Annotated in this window: 13 protein-coding genes; 4 read left to right on the top strand and 9 right to left on the bottom strand. The window is 30.5% G+C overall.

All coding sequences use genetic code 11. From position 1 onward, the window contains the following. Position 1 precedes the first annotated feature (1 nt). From MHM83_RS05910 to surE, 8 genes are all read right to left on the bottom strand, one after another. The gene (locus tag MHM83_RS05910) at positions 2–3,301 is read right to left on the bottom strand and encodes a SusC/RagA family TonB-linked outer membrane protein (RefSeq protein ID WP_370641901.1); all 3,300 of its coding nucleotides are present in this window, start codon (positions 3,299–3,301) and stop codon (positions 2–4) included. 1 nt (position 3,302) lies between these two features. Continuing rightward, positions 3,303–5,822 carry a zinc-dependent metalloprotease gene (locus MHM83_RS05905; protein WP_239178774.1) on the bottom strand — a complete coding sequence of 840 codons (2,520 nt, stop codon included), beginning with the start codon at positions 5,820–5,822 and terminating at the stop codon, positions 3,303–3,305. A 98-nt stretch (positions 5,823–5,920) separates the two neighbouring features. Further along, entirely contained in the window at positions 5,921–7,528 is a 1,608-nt protein-coding gene (locus MHM83_RS05900) for a sensor histidine kinase (protein WP_073184406.1), read from the bottom strand. A gap of 5 nt (positions 7,529–7,533) precedes the next feature. Then, positions 7,534–8,310: a LytR/AlgR family response regulator transcription factor gene (locus tag MHM83_RS05895; protein ID WP_159494844.1), complete on the bottom strand. Its 777-nt coding sequence runs from the start codon at positions 8,308–8,310 to the stop codon at positions 7,534–7,536. Positions 8,311–8,415: 105 nt separating this feature from the next. Continuing rightward, positions 8,416–8,958 (bottom strand): C40 family peptidase, encoded by a 543-nt coding sequence (locus MHM83_RS05890; RefSeq protein ID WP_239178772.1) that lies wholly within the window; start codon positions 8,956–8,958, stop codon positions 8,416–8,418. Between the two features lie 6 nt (positions 8,959–8,964). After that, entirely contained in the window at positions 8,965–10,077 is a 1,113-nt protein-coding gene (gene lpxB, locus MHM83_RS05885) for a lipid-A-disaccharide synthase (RefSeq protein WP_173360967.1), read from the bottom strand. Positions 10,078–10,086: 9 nt separating this feature from the next. Continuing rightward, a complete protein-coding gene (locus MHM83_RS05880; protein WP_125345607.1) occupies positions 10,087–10,374 on the bottom strand; it encodes a hypothetical protein in 288 nt (95 codons plus the stop codon). Beyond that, entirely contained in the window at positions 10,362–11,132 is a 771-nt protein-coding gene (gene surE / locus MHM83_RS05875; RefSeq protein ID WP_047790531.1) for a 5'/3'-nucleotidase SurE, read from the bottom strand. The genes MHM83_RS05880 and surE overlap by 13 nt, the downstream gene beginning before the upstream one ends. A gap of 115 nt (positions 11,133–11,247) precedes the next feature. Between surE and MHM83_RS05870 the strand changes: the two genes are divergently transcribed. From MHM83_RS05870 to MHM83_RS05860, 3 genes are all read left to right on the top strand, one after another. Next, positions 11,248–11,760, top strand: coding sequence for a hypothetical protein (locus MHM83_RS05870; protein WP_239178770.1), 513 nt, complete (start codon positions 11,248–11,250; stop codon positions 11,758–11,760). Positions 11,761–11,838: 78 nt separating this feature from the next. Beyond that, complete coding sequence (locus tag MHM83_RS05865; protein WP_239178768.1) at positions 11,839–13,959, top strand: carboxy terminal-processing peptidase; 2,121 nt, start codon at positions 11,839–11,841, stop codon at positions 13,957–13,959. A gap of 68 nt (positions 13,960–14,027) precedes the next feature. Next, on the top strand, positions 14,028–14,615 hold the full coding sequence (locus MHM83_RS05860; RefSeq protein ID WP_239178766.1) for an HD domain-containing protein: 588 nt from the start codon (positions 14,028–14,030) through the stop codon (positions 14,613–14,615). Here MHM83_RS05860 and MHM83_RS05855 read toward each other — a convergent pair. Then, positions 14,610–15,404, bottom strand: coding sequence for a DUF2797 domain-containing protein (locus tag MHM83_RS05855; protein ID WP_167712344.1), 795 nt, complete (start codon positions 15,402–15,404; stop codon positions 14,610–14,612). The two genes, MHM83_RS05860 and MHM83_RS05855, sit on opposite strands and share 6 nt — an antisense overlap. Positions 15,405–15,470: 66 nt before the next feature. Here MHM83_RS05855 and MHM83_RS05850 point away from each other — a divergent pair, with 66 nt between their 5' ends. After that, positions 15,471–16,979: a GH3 auxin-responsive promoter family protein gene (locus tag MHM83_RS05850; RefSeq protein WP_239178764.1), complete on the top strand. Its 1,509-nt coding sequence runs from the start codon at positions 15,471–15,473 to the stop codon at positions 16,977–16,979. Positions 16,980–16,981: the final 2 nt, after the last annotated feature.

Below are 16,981 nucleotides of genomic sequence, written 5' to 3'. Positions count from 1 at the left end.
TTTAAAAAGAAAGATTAAATCCAAAAGAAATAATTTTTGGTATTGGTTGAGAATATGGACTACCAAAGGTTTCTGGATCAAAATATCCGTCATAATCTGTTCCGAAAACAAATAAATTTCTTCCTTCTAGGTTAAAGCTTAATCTTGAAACATTCATACTTTCTAAATATCTGCTTGGTACATTGTATCCAAGCTTTATACTATTAATTCTTATGTATGAAATTTTATCTACCCAAATATCTAAATCTCTGTATGTATTACCTGTATCGTAAGTATGATACCAACTATACACTAAATCTGTTTCAAAACCTGGTGTTGTACTTCCTATAAAAGCTGGGTAACTTCCTGTCCCTGCTTTTAAGACTTCTTTATTATAGTTATATGTTGGGCTTATTTGCGTTGGGTGATACGAAGGTGTTCGTTTTATAGTTTGGTTTATGTTAAAATTGGTTGCAACACTTAAACTAAAATCTTTGTATTGAAATTTATTTATGAAACCTCCACTAAATTCAGGATCTCCGTTACCTACATACGTATATAGATTTCTATGCTCTTCTTCTGTTAACTGGCTTCCATCAACCCCTTCTGATAGATTATAAAAATCTACTGCGGTTACTTTTTTTCCATCTTTCCAAAAAAGAGGCAAACCATTACTATCTAAACCTGCTGTTTTTATTGCAAAAACTGCATTTACTCCGTATCCTAATAAAGAAGGTTTTAATTCATTATCTCTAATTTGAATCTTTTCTACTTTATTTTTATTATGTGATATGTTAAAACTTGTACTCCATTTAAAATCATCTTTTATAATATTTCTAGAGTTTACTGCTAATTCAATACCTTTATTACTTAATGTTGCCCAATTGGTATTAATAAAATTAAAGCCAGATTCTAGTGGTATAGATTGTAATCCTATTAAATCTGAACTTTTACGATAATAATAATCTGCTGAAACGTATAATCTATTATTAAATAAGCCTAAGTCAAACCCTACATTTGATGAGATTGTTTTTTCCCAACGTAAATCTTTGTTAGGAGCAGATATTACATTAATTCCTTGTTCAGAATTCCCTGGTAAAATAGTTTCATCTTTATAATTCCCTACTACAAAAGGAGATGTTGATTTGTCTATATTTCCTTGTACCCCGTATGAACCTCTTATTTTAAACTCATTAACAGCATCTATATCAAAAAAGCTTTCTCTAGCTACATTCCAAGAACCTGCAACAGACCATAATGGTAAGTACCTAAACTCTGGATTTACTCCAAATAAGTTTGATCCATCATATCGTAAACTTCCAAATACTGTATACTTTCTATCATAAGTGTAAGAAGCTGTTCCGAAGAAAGAAGCGTAAGCATTTTCATTAATTGTTTTCTTATATGGGTTAAACAATTCATTTCCTAAAGCTCTTTCGTCTGTTATAGGTATAGTTCTTAAAGTATTTGTATTAAAACCAAATCCTTTTGTATGAATTTCAGTTCGTTTATCCTCTCTAAACTCGGTACCTAACATTACATCAACTTCATGAATATTATTTATAGAAGTGTTATAATTTAATGTTGTTTTCCAATTATATTGAAAAGCATCACTATTCCAGTTTTGATTAATACCTCCTTCTGGCATAAAAAAGGCATCGTTACCGTCTTCATCTTGGTATCTAGAGCCAAATCTATATTTTCTAGTGTAGTAACTGTTTTTATCTCCAAATTTTTCAGTTTGATCAAATTCAAACTGCATACCTAATTGAGTATATAATGTTAAAGCATTATCAAACTTATATGTAAGATCAATTATTGGTTTAATAGAATAAGATGTTAACTCTTGATTTGTATTTTGTCTTTCTTCTAATGGATTGTATTTTAAATTTAAATCTGATCTTTCAATCAAGTCTGGGTCATAATTATAACCTCCATCTGCGTTGTATGGAGTGAAATAAGGGTTTACTCTTCTTGAGTAATTTGCTGGGTTAGTGTATGCATCTGCACCAGTAATATATGATGTGCTTTTATTTCTACTTGCAAAAACAGACACTCCTACATTTAATTTATCATTTACATCATAGTCATTTTTAAACGTAAGATTGTATCTATTTAAACCAGTACCTTTTGTTGTTCCTTCTTCATCAAAATATCCTAAAGAGAAGTAATATCTTGATTTTTCACTTCCACCTGAAAGTGTTAATCCGTATTGTTGATTTATTGCCGCTTGATACAACTCATTCCCCCAATTAGTATCTTTGTTTCTTAAGCTATTAATTGCATTCTGAGCTAGCGGATTTATGCTTGAAAAACCATTATTTTGGAAATTATTATATTCTCCATAGGCCTGTAAAATACGAGAAACTTCTCCTCTTTCACTTTGATAAGTTAAGTCTGATCTACGAGCTAAACCTAATTCAAAATCTACTTTCTCAGAAGCATTCATCAAGTTTAACCTATCAAAATCAGGACGTAAAGTTAAGAATGTGCTCGCATTAAAGTTTATCCTCATATTCCCCTCTTTACCTTTTTTAGTCGTAATTACAATTACTCCGTTTGCAGCTCTTGCTCCATAAATAGAGGTTGCAGAGGCGTCTTTTAAAACTGTTATTTCTTCAATATCTTCAGGATTGATTCCTGCAATTGGAAAAGATTTTAAGTTATCAATATTATCTTTATCTCTAAAATCTTTAGGGATATCATTCCCTTGTAAAGGAATTCCATCTAAAACCCACAAAGGATCAGAAGAACCGTTTAAAGTTGAAGTACCTCTAATTTGAATTTTAGCGGGTGCACCAGGAGCGCCACTAGTTGGTTGAACAAGTACTCCTGAAATTTCTCCAGAAAGCATCTGATCAATATTAGCTGTTCCTGCTCTTTTAACATCATCTGTTTTAATTTTTGCAAACGACGACGTAATTTTACGTTTCTCTATTTTTTGATAACCTGTTACGATAACTTCCCCTAAAAGCTCTTCCTTTTCTTTTAGTGTTATTATCATATCTGTACTTCTATTTTCTACATTTATTTTCTCTGTTTCAAAACCTATATATGATATTATAATATATTTTGTTTCCTTTGGTGCTTTAAAAGAGAAATTTCCGTCGAAATCAGTAGTTGTTCCAATCATTGAAGCTTGAATAACTCCTTCTATATTCGTTTTGTTACCAATTACTTTGGTTGAAGCGTAGATACTAACCCCCGGTAAAGTTTCATTTCTAGCTTCGTCTATTACCGTTCCACTAATCGTTTTTGTGTTTTGTGCAAAAACCGAAAATGGTATAAGAAGCAGTAAGTAAATTATTTTTTTGTTCATCATCTTAATTATTCAAATTATATTCAATTCTAGCTATTAAATCATTGTAGTGATTTTGAGTAGCCTTGTCCCCTTTCTTTCTTTTTCTTTTTAATAATTTTAAGATTCTTTCTAATTCAGCTCTCTTGTTTGAACCTACGTCTGATACCCTTGGTATATAAGAGAAATGTACATTTTTGAAGTTCTTACTTTTTAAGTTTGTTTCTTTAGTTTTCTTTAATAATATATTTCTATCTACTGTTAATACATCCACGTAATTTTTCTGGGTCATACGATCAAACATATCTATAGGTTTGTTATTAATCGTTTTCTTAAAAATAGCCTCGAAAAGTTCATTGAATAAGTACTCTTCTGTAAACACATCATTTTTGTCTGAAGCCAGTACTTTGTTCTCAATAATTCGCATTAATCTATCTGTTTCGATTAAACGATAAATCATATTTGTTTGATAAGCACGGTGCATGGAAATTGGAGAGTAAAAACGTTCACCATCAGGAGCGTCTCTTACTGGATATACTTTGTGTATAAGATCTGGAGCAAACAACCATTTTTGTGGTAAAATTGTTTCTTTTATGATATAATCGAGTGCTTCTTTTTGTATTTTGGTTGGTACTGGAACGAAAGTGTTTTTACCATCTCCATGTATTGTGTTATTTATATATATACCCCCTATGTTTGCCATTACATGTCCGCTGTATAGTTGCCATTGATCAATCACCGCTTTATAAAGCTTTGCTGCCTTATAATAATCTTCTCCTTCTTCATACGTCCATTTAATAATGTTTGGAACTATTCTTCTTAAGTTCTCTAACCCATACTTACTTGCTTTCACAGCATCATCTCCTAAATCTTCACTTTGAGATCTTGGATCTATAATATTTCTTTGTTGTGGACCATAAAAATACATTGGATCGTTTTCATGCTTTCGTAGCCATTGATTTAATATGGGCAACTCTTCATGAGGTGTTTTTATATCTAACCAACGATATCCCCAGTTGATTGCATACTTATCATACACTCCTATTTTTGGACTAATTTCGGTTACATTATCACCTGGTTGAGCTACATAATTATAGCGAGCATAATCCATAATAGATGGTGCTGTGCCTCCCATTTTCTTGGTAAAACTAGCTGACCTTAACGAGTCTACTGGATAACTAAAAGAAGCCCCCATATTATGTTTTAATCCAAAAGTATGCCCCACTTCATGAGAAGATACAAATCTAATAGATTCTCCCATTATTTTATCAGAAAAAATATTAGCTCTTGCTTCTGGGTTTATAGGTCCGGTTTGAACGCGAATCCATTGGTGTAATCCTTTCATTAAATTATGCCACCAAATAATATCTGATTCTAAAATTTCTCCACTTCTTGGATCAACTATAGAAGGTCCCATAGCATTTTGTCTTTCTGATGCCACGTAGGTAATTACCGAATAGCGAACATCATCAATATCAAAATCTTTATCTTCTTTAGTAACCTCTTTTACAACTACTGCGTTTTTAAACCCAGCCTGCTCAAAAGCTTTATTCCAATCATATACTCCATTTTTTATGTATGGCACCCATTTTTTTGGTGTTGCTGGGTCTATATAATAAACAATTTGCTTTTTTGGTGTTACTAATTCTCCTTTTTTATATTTCTCTACATCTTTCTTTTTGGGCTCAAGTCTCCAACGTGTAATTAATTCACGATGTTCTACTTCATGCTGACTATCAGAATAATAATCCATAGGCTTACTAAAATATCCTATTCTTTTATCTCCAAAACGTGGTTTCATTATATTTGTTGGTAACAAAACTATATTGGTTGTAACTCCAATTGATTGCTGTAAAACTGGTCTGTTACCTTCTTTTACAGAAGTAGTAAAAAGCGATTTTACTACAATATTTTTAGAAAAAGTTTTTAACTCATCTATTTTAGATAGTTTTGTTTTTACACTTAGTAGTAAACCTAGATTAGAAAATAAATCATTAAAACTCTTATCTTCGCCATTAAAAATTCTATTTACCTTTATAAACGCAGATGTTTTTTTCTCATTTTCCGACTCTATTTTAAAACCTTCTATAATAGACTCTCCAAAATTATTACGTACTGAACGAGTTATTGCATTATTTTTTGGAGAAGTTACTCTTGGATTAATTGTTTTTACCCACACTTTATTTAATAAGGTATCTTTATAAAACCTAATTAATTTAGTTTCATAGGCCATACCCTTGTTCAATCCGTACCCATTAAATTCATAAGGAACTTGAGATATTTTATTTACTATTAAAAAATCTTTTGAAAGCAATGAATCTGGGATTTCAAAGTAGATGTCTTCTTTTAATCTGTAAATATTAAACAGTCCCTCTTTTTTGTTTCCCTCTTTTTGTAATTTCTTGTACGAAACTTTACTAGTACTTTTAATAGTATCTGTTTTTTCTTCTTCTTTCTTTTGTGCTGCTACCATTGTGGTAAAAAACACCAAGAATAAACTAAGTACTTTTAAATTAATGTTCTTCATTTGAGAATGCCCCTTCATAAATTATGTTGTTATTAAGAAGAAACCAAATGTAGAAATGAAGATGTTTGATTAAAACTAAATGAGAGTGAAGTTACTTTATAAAGGAGTGAATTTTATTATTTTGACAACAAAGGCATATAACATTTAAAATCTTCATTAAAAACCTCTGTCTTAAATGATTTTACGTTATAAAATGCGTAGAAATTACTTAAATACCCTAAGCCTACGCTATAACTTGCTTCTTTCTTATTTTTTCTTGGATTATAATTGTTACTTACTATTATCTGGTCTTCTTCAATTAAAACTTTAATAAAAAGAGGATTTTTTTTTGTTATTTCATTATGTTTAATAGCATTCTCAACCAATGTTTCTAATGCTAAAAAAGGAATTTTTTTTGATAAAGCTTTTCCTCCACTATTATCTACAACAGATAGATTTATACTATTACTAAATCTAATTTTTTGCAAAAAGAAGTATTGCTCTAAAAAATGTAATTCATCTTTTACTGTAGCCAAGTTTGCTTCTCTTTCTTTTAACAAATACCTATATACCTCTGAAAGTTTTAATACAAATTGCTGAGACATTTTTTTATCTACTCCTATTAAAACATGTAAAGAATTTAGGGTGTTGAATAGAAAATGAGGATTCAGCTTTTTTCGTAATTGACTTAATTGTAATCGTGCGTTTTTTTGTTGATATTGCTCGTTACTAATAGCCAATCGTTTTCTTTCTTGTTCGTACTGAAGCGTTTTTAAATATTGACTCCTTAGTTGACCTCGAGAAAAAGCTAATATTAACATAAAGGTTAGTAATGCCAACAAACTCATCCATAATAAATATTGTTTAATATCGTTAACAGATTCTCTGATTGAAATATTTAAAGGGAAACTTGTTATTAAAATTAACTCAGAGTTACCTACTTGTAACACATCATAATATCTTACCACTTCTAGGTTTAAATACTCTGATTTTACTGTTACTTTTATTGGCCCATTATTTTTCAATTCATTACTCTTCGTTTTTTTAATTATATTTTGGGGTGAAATAGTATTAAAAAATGTCTTTTCATATTTTCCAATGTAATTAGTATCTGGATGCAACATACAAACACCTGTTTTGTCTGTTACAATAACATACCCTCCATAAACACTATATTTTTGTGAAAAATAATTCCAATATTTTAATAAATTAATACTGTAGCCGTATACTATTGTAGTATTGTCTGATTGTTTTCTTACAATAATTTTCTGGTAATACGTAGTATCTTTTTGTGTTGATACTACTTCAAAAACCTGATTTTCTTTTTTTAATTTTCTAATCCCGTGTAGGATTTCTTTTTCAAGTTTTTTTTCTCCTAAAAAAGAAGTATATACAGCCTCATTTTCTTTAAAAAAATAAATAAAACTAGCATCAATAATTTCCTCAGAAAAAGCTAGCTCGCTATTAAAAACCAATCGATTTTTAAGTTGCTCTCTCTTTAATACAGTACTGTTATCTATAATCTTTTCTGCTCCTGAAATAAACTTATCAAACTCGTTAAAATCAAATTGTAATATTCCTTTCTTCTCTCTTACGTTTTGAGTTGTTGCTTCTTCTACTAACCTCTCTGCTTCTGACGTAATTTTATTTGTTATTAATTCGTATCCAATAAAAAATAATATTATTAACGATACACTTACCAGCAGGTAGTATTGATGTTTTCTTTTTTTTAATGGAAACTTCATAAGAACTAATTATCCAACCATTTTTTAAACTCTTTAATTCTTTGAGCACTCACTAAAAGCATCTCTTCTACATTTAAGTTTGGTTGTAATTCTATTTTTATACGATTATTACTATATTTTGATATATTATTAATCGCTGAATGTTGAATAATATATTTTCTATTAATCTTGAAAAAGTATTTTTCAGATAGTTCTTCTTCTAAACTAGAAATTGTTCCATCATAAAGGTAACTTTCGTTATCAAAAGTAAACAAGAACAAGTACTTTCCTTGTGCCATAAAATAAGCGACTTCCTCTCTTTTAATAGAAATAGACAAACTTCCTTTTGACACCAAAAAGCGTTCTTTTTCTTTTTGATGCTGTATTTTACTGTTCATTTGTAACAATAATTGCTCAAGCTTATCAGTGTATCCTTTATTCTCATTAAGGTTTACATATTTTTCTATGGCTTTATTAAGTAGCTCTTCACTGTAGGGTTTTAATAAATAATCTATAGCAAAAAACTGAAATGATTTGATGGCATACTCATCAAAAGCTGTTGTAAAAATAATAGGAATTGAAATTTTCAACCTTTCAAAAATTTCAAAGCTATAACCATCTCCAAGGTGAATATCGCTTAAAATTAAATCGCAAGTGTTTTCTTTAAGCCAAAGAATTGAATCTTCTACACTTTCCAACCGCTTTTTTACAGAAATTGGATAAGGACTTTTCTGCAATAAGTTTTCTAAAGAAGTTGCTGCTAAATCTTCATCTTCAATTATTACTACATCTAATATTTTCATTTACTTTATAGAGATTTAAGAGGGTTCTCCAAAAGTATTAAATTATTTTTATCTTTAACTAAAGGTTATGTTTATGCTAAAAACTATATTTGATTTCTTAACATTTTACAACACCCGTTTTGCTTTAATAAAAGCTCGTTTCCAATAATTCTCATGTAGCGAGGTTACTATTACTCCTCGTGATGTAGTTGAATGTATAAAACGAATATCTCCATTATCTACAGAAGTTACCAACCCTACATGATTTACTTTTCCTCTTTTTCTTGAGGTTTTAAAAAATAACAAATCTCCTCTTTGAACTTCTCGTAAAGAAATATTTTCTCCTTGTAAATACATTTGATGAGACGTTCTAGCGATAGGCATGTTTCGTTGTTTAAACGAAGTAAAAATCAATCCTGAACAATCCATTCCTCTTTTCGTCATTCCTCCAAAACGATATGGCACACCTTTATAAGTAACTGCTGTCCATACTATTTTATCTGCAACTGTAACTTTGCTTGATGATTTAGTTGTTGCTAATTGTGTGTTTTTCTTAACTTTTGCTACTTTTTTTGTTCTTGTTTGGTATGTAGTACTTACATTTTTTGATGATCCACAAGAAATCATTAAAAATGATACTATACATATAAATAAGATTTTTTTTATCATGCTTTTTTATTTTTTCACTCCTGCAACAATCAACTTCGCTGTTTTTTCTGAAGCTCCTTTTCCTCCTAATTTTTGTTCTAAATCAAAATATGACAAAAATAATTTCTGGCGATGTTCTAACTCTAAAATACGTGTTAGTTCGTACTGTAAATTTTCTTTGGTAAAATCATTTTGTATCAACTCTTTTACCACTTCTCTATCCATTATTAAATTTACTAACGATATATATTTTAATGTTATTATTCGCTTAGCTATTTGATAAGAAATATTACTTCCTTTATAACACACTACCTGAGGTACTTTAAACAAAGCTGTCTCTAGTGTTGCTGTACCTGATGCAACCAAAGCAGCATGTGAAATACTTAACAAGTCATACGTTTTATTATTAATGAATTTCACATTGGCATCTCCAATAATTTCTTTATAAAACTCATACGATTGACTTGGTGCTCCTGCCACTACAAACTGATATTGTGGAAAATCTTTTACCAATGAAAGCATTACTGATAACATTTTTGTTATTTCCTGCTTTCTACTTCCTGGTAACAGTGCTATAACCTCCTTATGTCCAAGGTCGTGTTCTTTTCTAAACTTTTCGATAGAAACTTGTTCTCTTCCTGCAATTCCATCAATTAAAGGATGCCCCACAAAACGAACATTATAATCATACTTTTTGTAAAACTCTTTTTCAAATGGAAGAATTACAAACATTTGGTCAATATCTCTTTTAATATCTTTTACTCTACCTGCCCTACTTGCCCAAACTTGTGGTGATATATAATAATTGGTTCTAAAACCTTGCTTTCTTGCCCACTTAGCTATACGAAGGTTAAAACCTGAGTTATCAATAAAAATTATTACATCAGGATTAAATTGAGCAATATCTTTTTTACAAAAAGAAATCATTCCTAAAATCTTTCGTAAATTCATCAACACCTCAACAAAGCCCATAAAAGCACGCTCTTTATAATGTTTAACAAGTGTACCGCCAACTTCTTGCATTAGGTCACCTCCCCAAAAACGAATGTCAGCTTTCGGATCTTCCTTTAACAAGGCCTTCATCAAATTAGCTCCGTGCAAATCACCTGAAGCCTCACCTACAAGAATGTAATATTTCATGTATTAAAATTAGAAAAACTTTAAATATGCTGTTAATAAAGCTACAGCAATTGTAGTTATTAACACTCCTCTTGCTCTGTAATCTTGTTTTTTCTTTAAAAACACCCAAAAAACAAATAAGTTAGGTATTGCTGCCAGAGCTATTACAGAACCTAATACCCCTCCTTCTCTTATTTTAGAGATCGTTTCTGAAATACTAAATTCTGAAATGTACTCTAAATAAATAAAGAAGCCGCAAGTTGTTGCCAATAATGAGACTATGATTCCTATTAGTATTTCTTTTTTTATATGTCCCATGTGTGTAACTTTTGAATTGCGTGATGTGCTGTCATATCAAATTGAACAGGCACTACCGATATAAAACCATTTTCTAACGCCCAGATATCCGTATCTTGTCCTTTATCTCTATTAATAAACTCTCCTGAAAGCCAATAGTACTCTTTACCAAACGGACTTTTACGTTTATCAAACGTTTCTTTCCAATAACCGTTCGCTTGTCTACATATACGAACTCCTTTAATTTCGTCTTCTTTTAACTTCGGAATGTTTACATTTAAAATTACTCCATCAGGTAATCCGTTTAATAAAACATTTAACGCTATTTTCTCTATAAACTTACGTGCAGCTCTAAAATCAGCATGCCAATCAAAATCTAACAAAGAAAAACCTATTGCTGGAATCCCTTCAATACCAGCTTCAACAGCAGCACTCATGGTTCCTGAATAAATTACATTGATGGATGAATTGGATCCGTGATTGATTCCTGAAACACATAAATCTGGTGTACGATTTAAGATTTCATTTTTTGCCATTTTAACACAATCTGCAGGCGTACCAGAACAACTGTACTCTATTTGTGGACCTTCATCAATGGTAATAGGATTACAATGTAACACATTATTCACCGTAATAGCATGCCCCATTCCACTTTGTGGGCTATCAGGAGCCACCACCACTACATCCCCTATTTTATTCATAATTTCAATCAACATACGAATACCAGGAGCCGTAATTCCGTCATCATTCGTAACTAAAATCAAAGGTCTATCTTGCATAGTAAGTAAGTTTTACAACAAATGTAATATAAAAAATGGATTCTTTTTTTAACATTTTGTAAAGACAAATTGGTTCATTTTATGTGTAAAATTGTGGTAATCAAACCCAAGCATTATGGTACGGATTATTGTTTATGTAACTATTTTTATAATTTCTTCTTTTTTTTCAATTATTTCAGCACAAAACGCCCCCACAATACCATGTAACGAAATAGGTTATGCCCAATTTGATTTTTGGGTCGGAAATTGGAATGTTTATAACACTGAAGGAAAATTAATTGGTCACAATAATGTTATAAAAACGCCTAATGCCTGTGCTATTCAAGAAAATTGGGATTCAAAAACATCTAAAAATAAAGGGACTAGCTACAATTATTACAATAAAAAAGATAATACTTGGAATCAGGTTTGGATTGATAACACTGGTTTTTCATTAGTTTTAAAAGGTAGTTTTAAAGATAATTCTATGACTTTAAAAAGTGATCTTATAAAAAAAGATAAAGGCAATTATTATAATCAGGTTACTTGGACAAAAAACAAAGATGGTTCTGTAACTCAAGTTTGGAATCTTCTAAATGAAGACCATAAAAAGACTCAAGAAGTTTTTAGAGGCATTTATAAAAAGTAATAATGCTAAAAAATTGGCATTATTTTAGTAGCTTAGCAACACAACGACTCAACACAAATTAAAAAGACAGAAGATTTTATGAAGACGAAGTTTATTATACCATTTTTAGCAATCACACTTTTATTTTCTAATTCTGTTAGTTCTAATACAGTTCCTAACAACGATCCAGAAAAAGATCGTGTAATTGTTTACGTTTTAAAAAATATTTTAAGTCGATATCATTACGTTCAAAAAAAATTAAATGACGACTTTTCTGAACATGTATATAACACATTTATCGATGGACTTGATCCTAATAAACGTTATTTTACTCAAGAAGATTTAAAAGAATTCTCTCAATATAAATATCAAATTGACAATCAATTAAGAGACTCAAATATTGATTTTTACAAATTGGTGTATCAACGCTTTTTAGAAAAGATGGAGTCTGGTAAAAAGACCTATCGTTCCTTATTAAAACAACCTTTCAATTATAAAAAGAAAGAGGTTATTGATGTTGATTATGATAAGGTTCCGTATGCTAAAAACGAAACTGAATTAATGAATTACTGGAGAAAGCAATTAAAACTATCTATTTTAAGTAACATTGAAGACGCCGAAAACCAGCAAAACGAAAAAGCTAAAAAGGATAAAAGTTTTAAAAAGAAAAGCTTTAAACAACTAGAGGCTGAAGCAAGAAAGAAAGTCCTAAAAAATATGGACGATTTATATATGCGTATCGGTGAACTTGAGAACTCTGATTGGTATTCTACTTTTTTAAACAGTGTAGTAAGCGGTTTTGATCCACATACAACCTATATGTCTCCTCGAATTAAAACACGTTTTGATCAAGAGATGTCTGGTAAATTAGAAGGTATTGGAGCTCGTTTGCAAAAAAAAGGAATTTACACCCATATTGTTGAATTAATTTCTGGAGGTCCAGCATGGAAACAAGGTGAATTAGAAGCTGACGATATTATTTTAAAAGTTGCACAAGGTGATGAAGAGCCTTTAGATATTGTTGGAATGCGTTTAGATGATGCCATAAAATTTATCAAAGGAAAAAAAGGAACTGAGGTACGTTTAACTGTAAAGAAAAAGATTGATGGTTCTATTAAAGTAATTCCAATTATTAGAGATGTAGTTGAGCTTGAAGAAACTTTTGTAAAATCAAGTATTGTTGAAAAGAATGGCAAAAAGTATGGGATTATTAATCTTCCTAGGTTTTATATAGATTTTAATGACTTAAGCCGTAGAGATGCTGCTAAAGACATGGAAAAAGAAATTGAGCGTTTAAAAGAAGAAGATGTTCAAGGTTTAATTGTTGATTTGCGTGACAACGGTGGTGGGTCTTTAAAAACAGCTATTGAAATTGGTGGTTTATTCATTAACAAAGGACCAATTGTTCAAGTAAAATATCGTGGTGAAGATCCTTTAGTAAAAGTTGATACTGATCCAAAAATTCAATGGGAAGGACCTTTAGTAGTAATGGTAAATGAATTTTCTGCTTCAGCTTCTGAAATTTTTGCTGCTGCAATGCAAGACTATAAACGTGGTGTTATTATTGGTGGTAAACAAACGTATGGTAAAGGAACTGTACAAAATGTATTGCCTATTAACCGTTTTTATGAACAATATCCTAACGATTTAGGTGCTTTAAAAATGACCATTCAAAAGTTTTATAGAATTAATGGTGGTTCTACTCAAATTGAAGGAGTTTATTCTGATATTTCTTTACCTACCCGATATAGTTATATGGACTTTGGAGAACGTGATTTAGACGGTGCTTTGCCTTGGGATAAGGTACAACAAGCAAAATATACTGCTACGAATTCATACAGTAACTTTGCTGATGTAGTATACAACAGTAAACAACGTGTAATGAATAACGAAAAGTTTAATAAAATAAATGACTATGCTAAATGGTTAAAGAAAAATCAAGACGAAAGAGTCTATTCTTTAAACTATGATGCTTTTAAAAAGGAAAGCGAAGCTAAAACAAAAGAAGGAGAACAGTTTAAAGATATTTTTAAATTTGATTCTCATCTAACTTTTGTCTCTCCTAAATATGAGTTAAATTTATTTAAAAAGGATACTGTTTTAGAAGAAAAAAGAGTTGCATGGCATAAAAACCTTCAGAAAGATATTTATGTAAATGAAGCGCTAAACGTTCTTAGCGAGTTGAAAATGAACGATAATCATGTAGCTGTAAAACATTAAAAAAAGGGTTCGAATGAACCCTTTTTCTTTCTACTCATTTTATGTTAAAGAACACTTTTTTAAACTTATTGGCTACTTACTCAAACGATAATAGCTTCAATATTTTATTGTGGCAAGAAATAGAAGAGTATTATACCAGTAAAAAAAGACATTATCACACATTAGAACATCTTGAAAATTTACTTTTTCAATTAACTCCTATAAGAACCAAAATAAGTAGTTGGAACACAATTCTATTCACACTGTTTTATCACGATGTTATCTATAATTCTTTAAAAAACAACAATGAAGAAAAAAGTGCTGAGTTAGCTGCAAAAAGAATGAATCAACTTTCAATTCCCAATAAAGTTATAGAAAATTGTTTTTCACAGATTTTAGCTACTAAATCTCATAAAACATCTGAAAATTCAGACACTAACTACTTTACAGATGCTGATTTATCTATCTTAGGTCAAAGCTGGGAAGTATATACTCAGTATTATAAAAATGTTCGAAAAGAATATGCAGTTTATCCTAATATAATCTATAATTCAGGTCGTAAAAAAGCTTTACAGCATTTTTTAACAATGGAAAATATATTCAAAACAGAATACTTTTACCAAAAGTTTGAGGAAACAGCACGAAAAAATATTCAGAAAGAAATTGAACTATTATAATAGCCCAATTTTAACCACCAATCCTTCATTAGAACGAACATTAAACACTGTTTCATCCTCAAAAATTAAGTACTGTCCTTTAATTCCCACCAATTTACCTGTATACGTTCCTTCTTTCTCTAAATTCAAACTTTTAGGCTTTTTAGGGAACTTTTCAACAGGAAAATTAATATTCGTTTCAGTATTATTCGCTATGTAGTATTCTTTCGCTTCATCAGGAATAAACTCTTGTAATCGCTCACGCCACTCAACCAAGTTTTCATCCTTAATATCATTCTTTAGCATGGTTCTCCAATTCGTTTTATCTGCTACATGCTCTTTTAAAGCTACCTCAGTAATTCCTGCTAAATAACGATTAGGAACTTCTACAATTTCAATAGCTTCATGCGCTCCTTGGTCTATCCAACGAGTGGGTACTTGTTGCTTTCTTGTCACTCCAACCTTTACATTACTTGAGTTTGCTAAATACACAATATGTGGCTGTAGCTGTACCCTTTTTTCATACTCTAAATCCCTATCTTCTTCCCCTAAATGTGCTTTACTCAATTCAGGACGCATAATCCAATCTCCTGCAGTTGGAATTTCAAAAAAACATTTTTTACAAAAACCTTGACGGTATATTTTCTTTTCTAAATGACAGTTTAAACACTCGTAAGTAACAAAACTTAAGGTTAATTCTTTATTCAATAACTGATTCATATTCAAAAAATCCACTCCCATATCTAAATAGTATTGAACAGTGTTTAAATTCTCGGTAGGCATTTTTTTTAAAACTCCTTGGTACTGCATGTCTTAAATTTTGTTACATTTAGCTTCACAAAATTACAGTAAAAAAATTGAATTAATAGTTAATCTATGACGTTTCCATTTATAAATTCAATCATCTCTTGGTTCTTAAAAAAGCGTAAACATCAAGTAGAGTTGTTTTTAAAGTATCCTATTGATGTTCAAAACGAGCTACTACTAAAGCTTGTAACTGCTGCTAAAAACACTGAATTTGGGAAACAACAAAACTTTTCTTCAATTAAAAGTTATACTGACTTTGCCAACAACGTTCCCATTCAACGTTATGAAAGTATTGAACCACTTATTGAGCGTTGTAGAAAAGGAGAGCAAAATTTATTTTGGCCTACACCTATACGTTGGTTTGCCAAATCAAGTGGTACTACCAATGCAAAAAGTAAATTTATTCCTGTAAGTGATGAAGCTATTGAATATTGTCACTTTAAAGCAGGAAAAGATATGTTATGCTTATATATCAATAACAATGAAAACGCAAAGCTTTTCACTGGTAAAGGACTCCGTTTAGGTGGTAGTTCTGCTGTATACGAAGACAACAACAGTTATTTTGGTGATTTATCGGCTATAATTATTGAAAACATGCCTTTTTGGGCAGATTTTAGCTCAGCTCCAAAGCAAGAAACTGCTTTAATGAGTGAGTGGGAAACAAAAATGGAAGCTATTATTAACGAAACCATTCATGAAAATATTACAAGCTTAGTTGGTGTTCCTTCTTGGATGTTAGTTTTATTAAATAGAGTATTAGAAAAAACAGGAAAGGATAATATTTTAGAAGTTTGGCCTAATTTGGAGGTTTATTTTCATGGAGGAATAAACTTTAACCCGTATAGAGAGCAGTATAAGAAACTCATTCCAAGAGACGATTTTAAATATTATGAAACCTATAATGCATCAGAAGGTTTTTTTGCTATTCAAGACCGAAATGATTCTGACGAAATGTTGTTAATGTTAGACTACGGAATTTTTTACGAGTTTATTCCAATGAGCGAATACAACGGAGAAAATTCTAAAGCAATTCCTCTTTCTGAAGTAAAAAAAGGCATTAATTATGCTATTATTATTACCACAAATGGTGGTTTATGGCGTTACTTAATAGGAGATACTGTTAAGTTTACCTCAACCAATCCTTATCGTATAAAAATTACTGGACGTACTAAGCATCATATCAATGTTTTTGGAGAAGAGTTAATTATTGAAAACGCTGAGGATGCTTTAAAAGTAGCGAGTGATAAAACCAACTGTGAAATTAAAGAATATACCGTTGGTCCTATTTTTATGAACGGTAAAGAAAATGGAGCCCATGAATGGGTTATTGAATTTAAAAAAGCTCCTGAAAACCTTACCTTTTTTACTGAAGAATTAGACGAAGCTTTAAAAAGCTGCAACTCTGACTATGAAGCTAAGCGTTATAATAATATGACTTTAGCAATGCCTAAGATACATCAAGCTCGTGAAGGCCTGTTTTATGACTGGATGAAGAAAAAAGGAAAATTAGGTGGACAACATAAAATTCCTCGTTTATCTAATAGTCGTGATTTTATTGAAGAACTTTTAAAGCTATAGTT

Source organism: Tenacibaculum sp. Mcav3-52 (assembly GCF_022347665.1).
Taxonomy (GTDB): Bacteria; Bacteroidota; Bacteroidia; order Flavobacteriales; family Flavobacteriaceae; genus Polaribacter; species Polaribacter mesophilus.
This window is presented reverse-complemented; position numbering and strand designations above follow the sequence as displayed.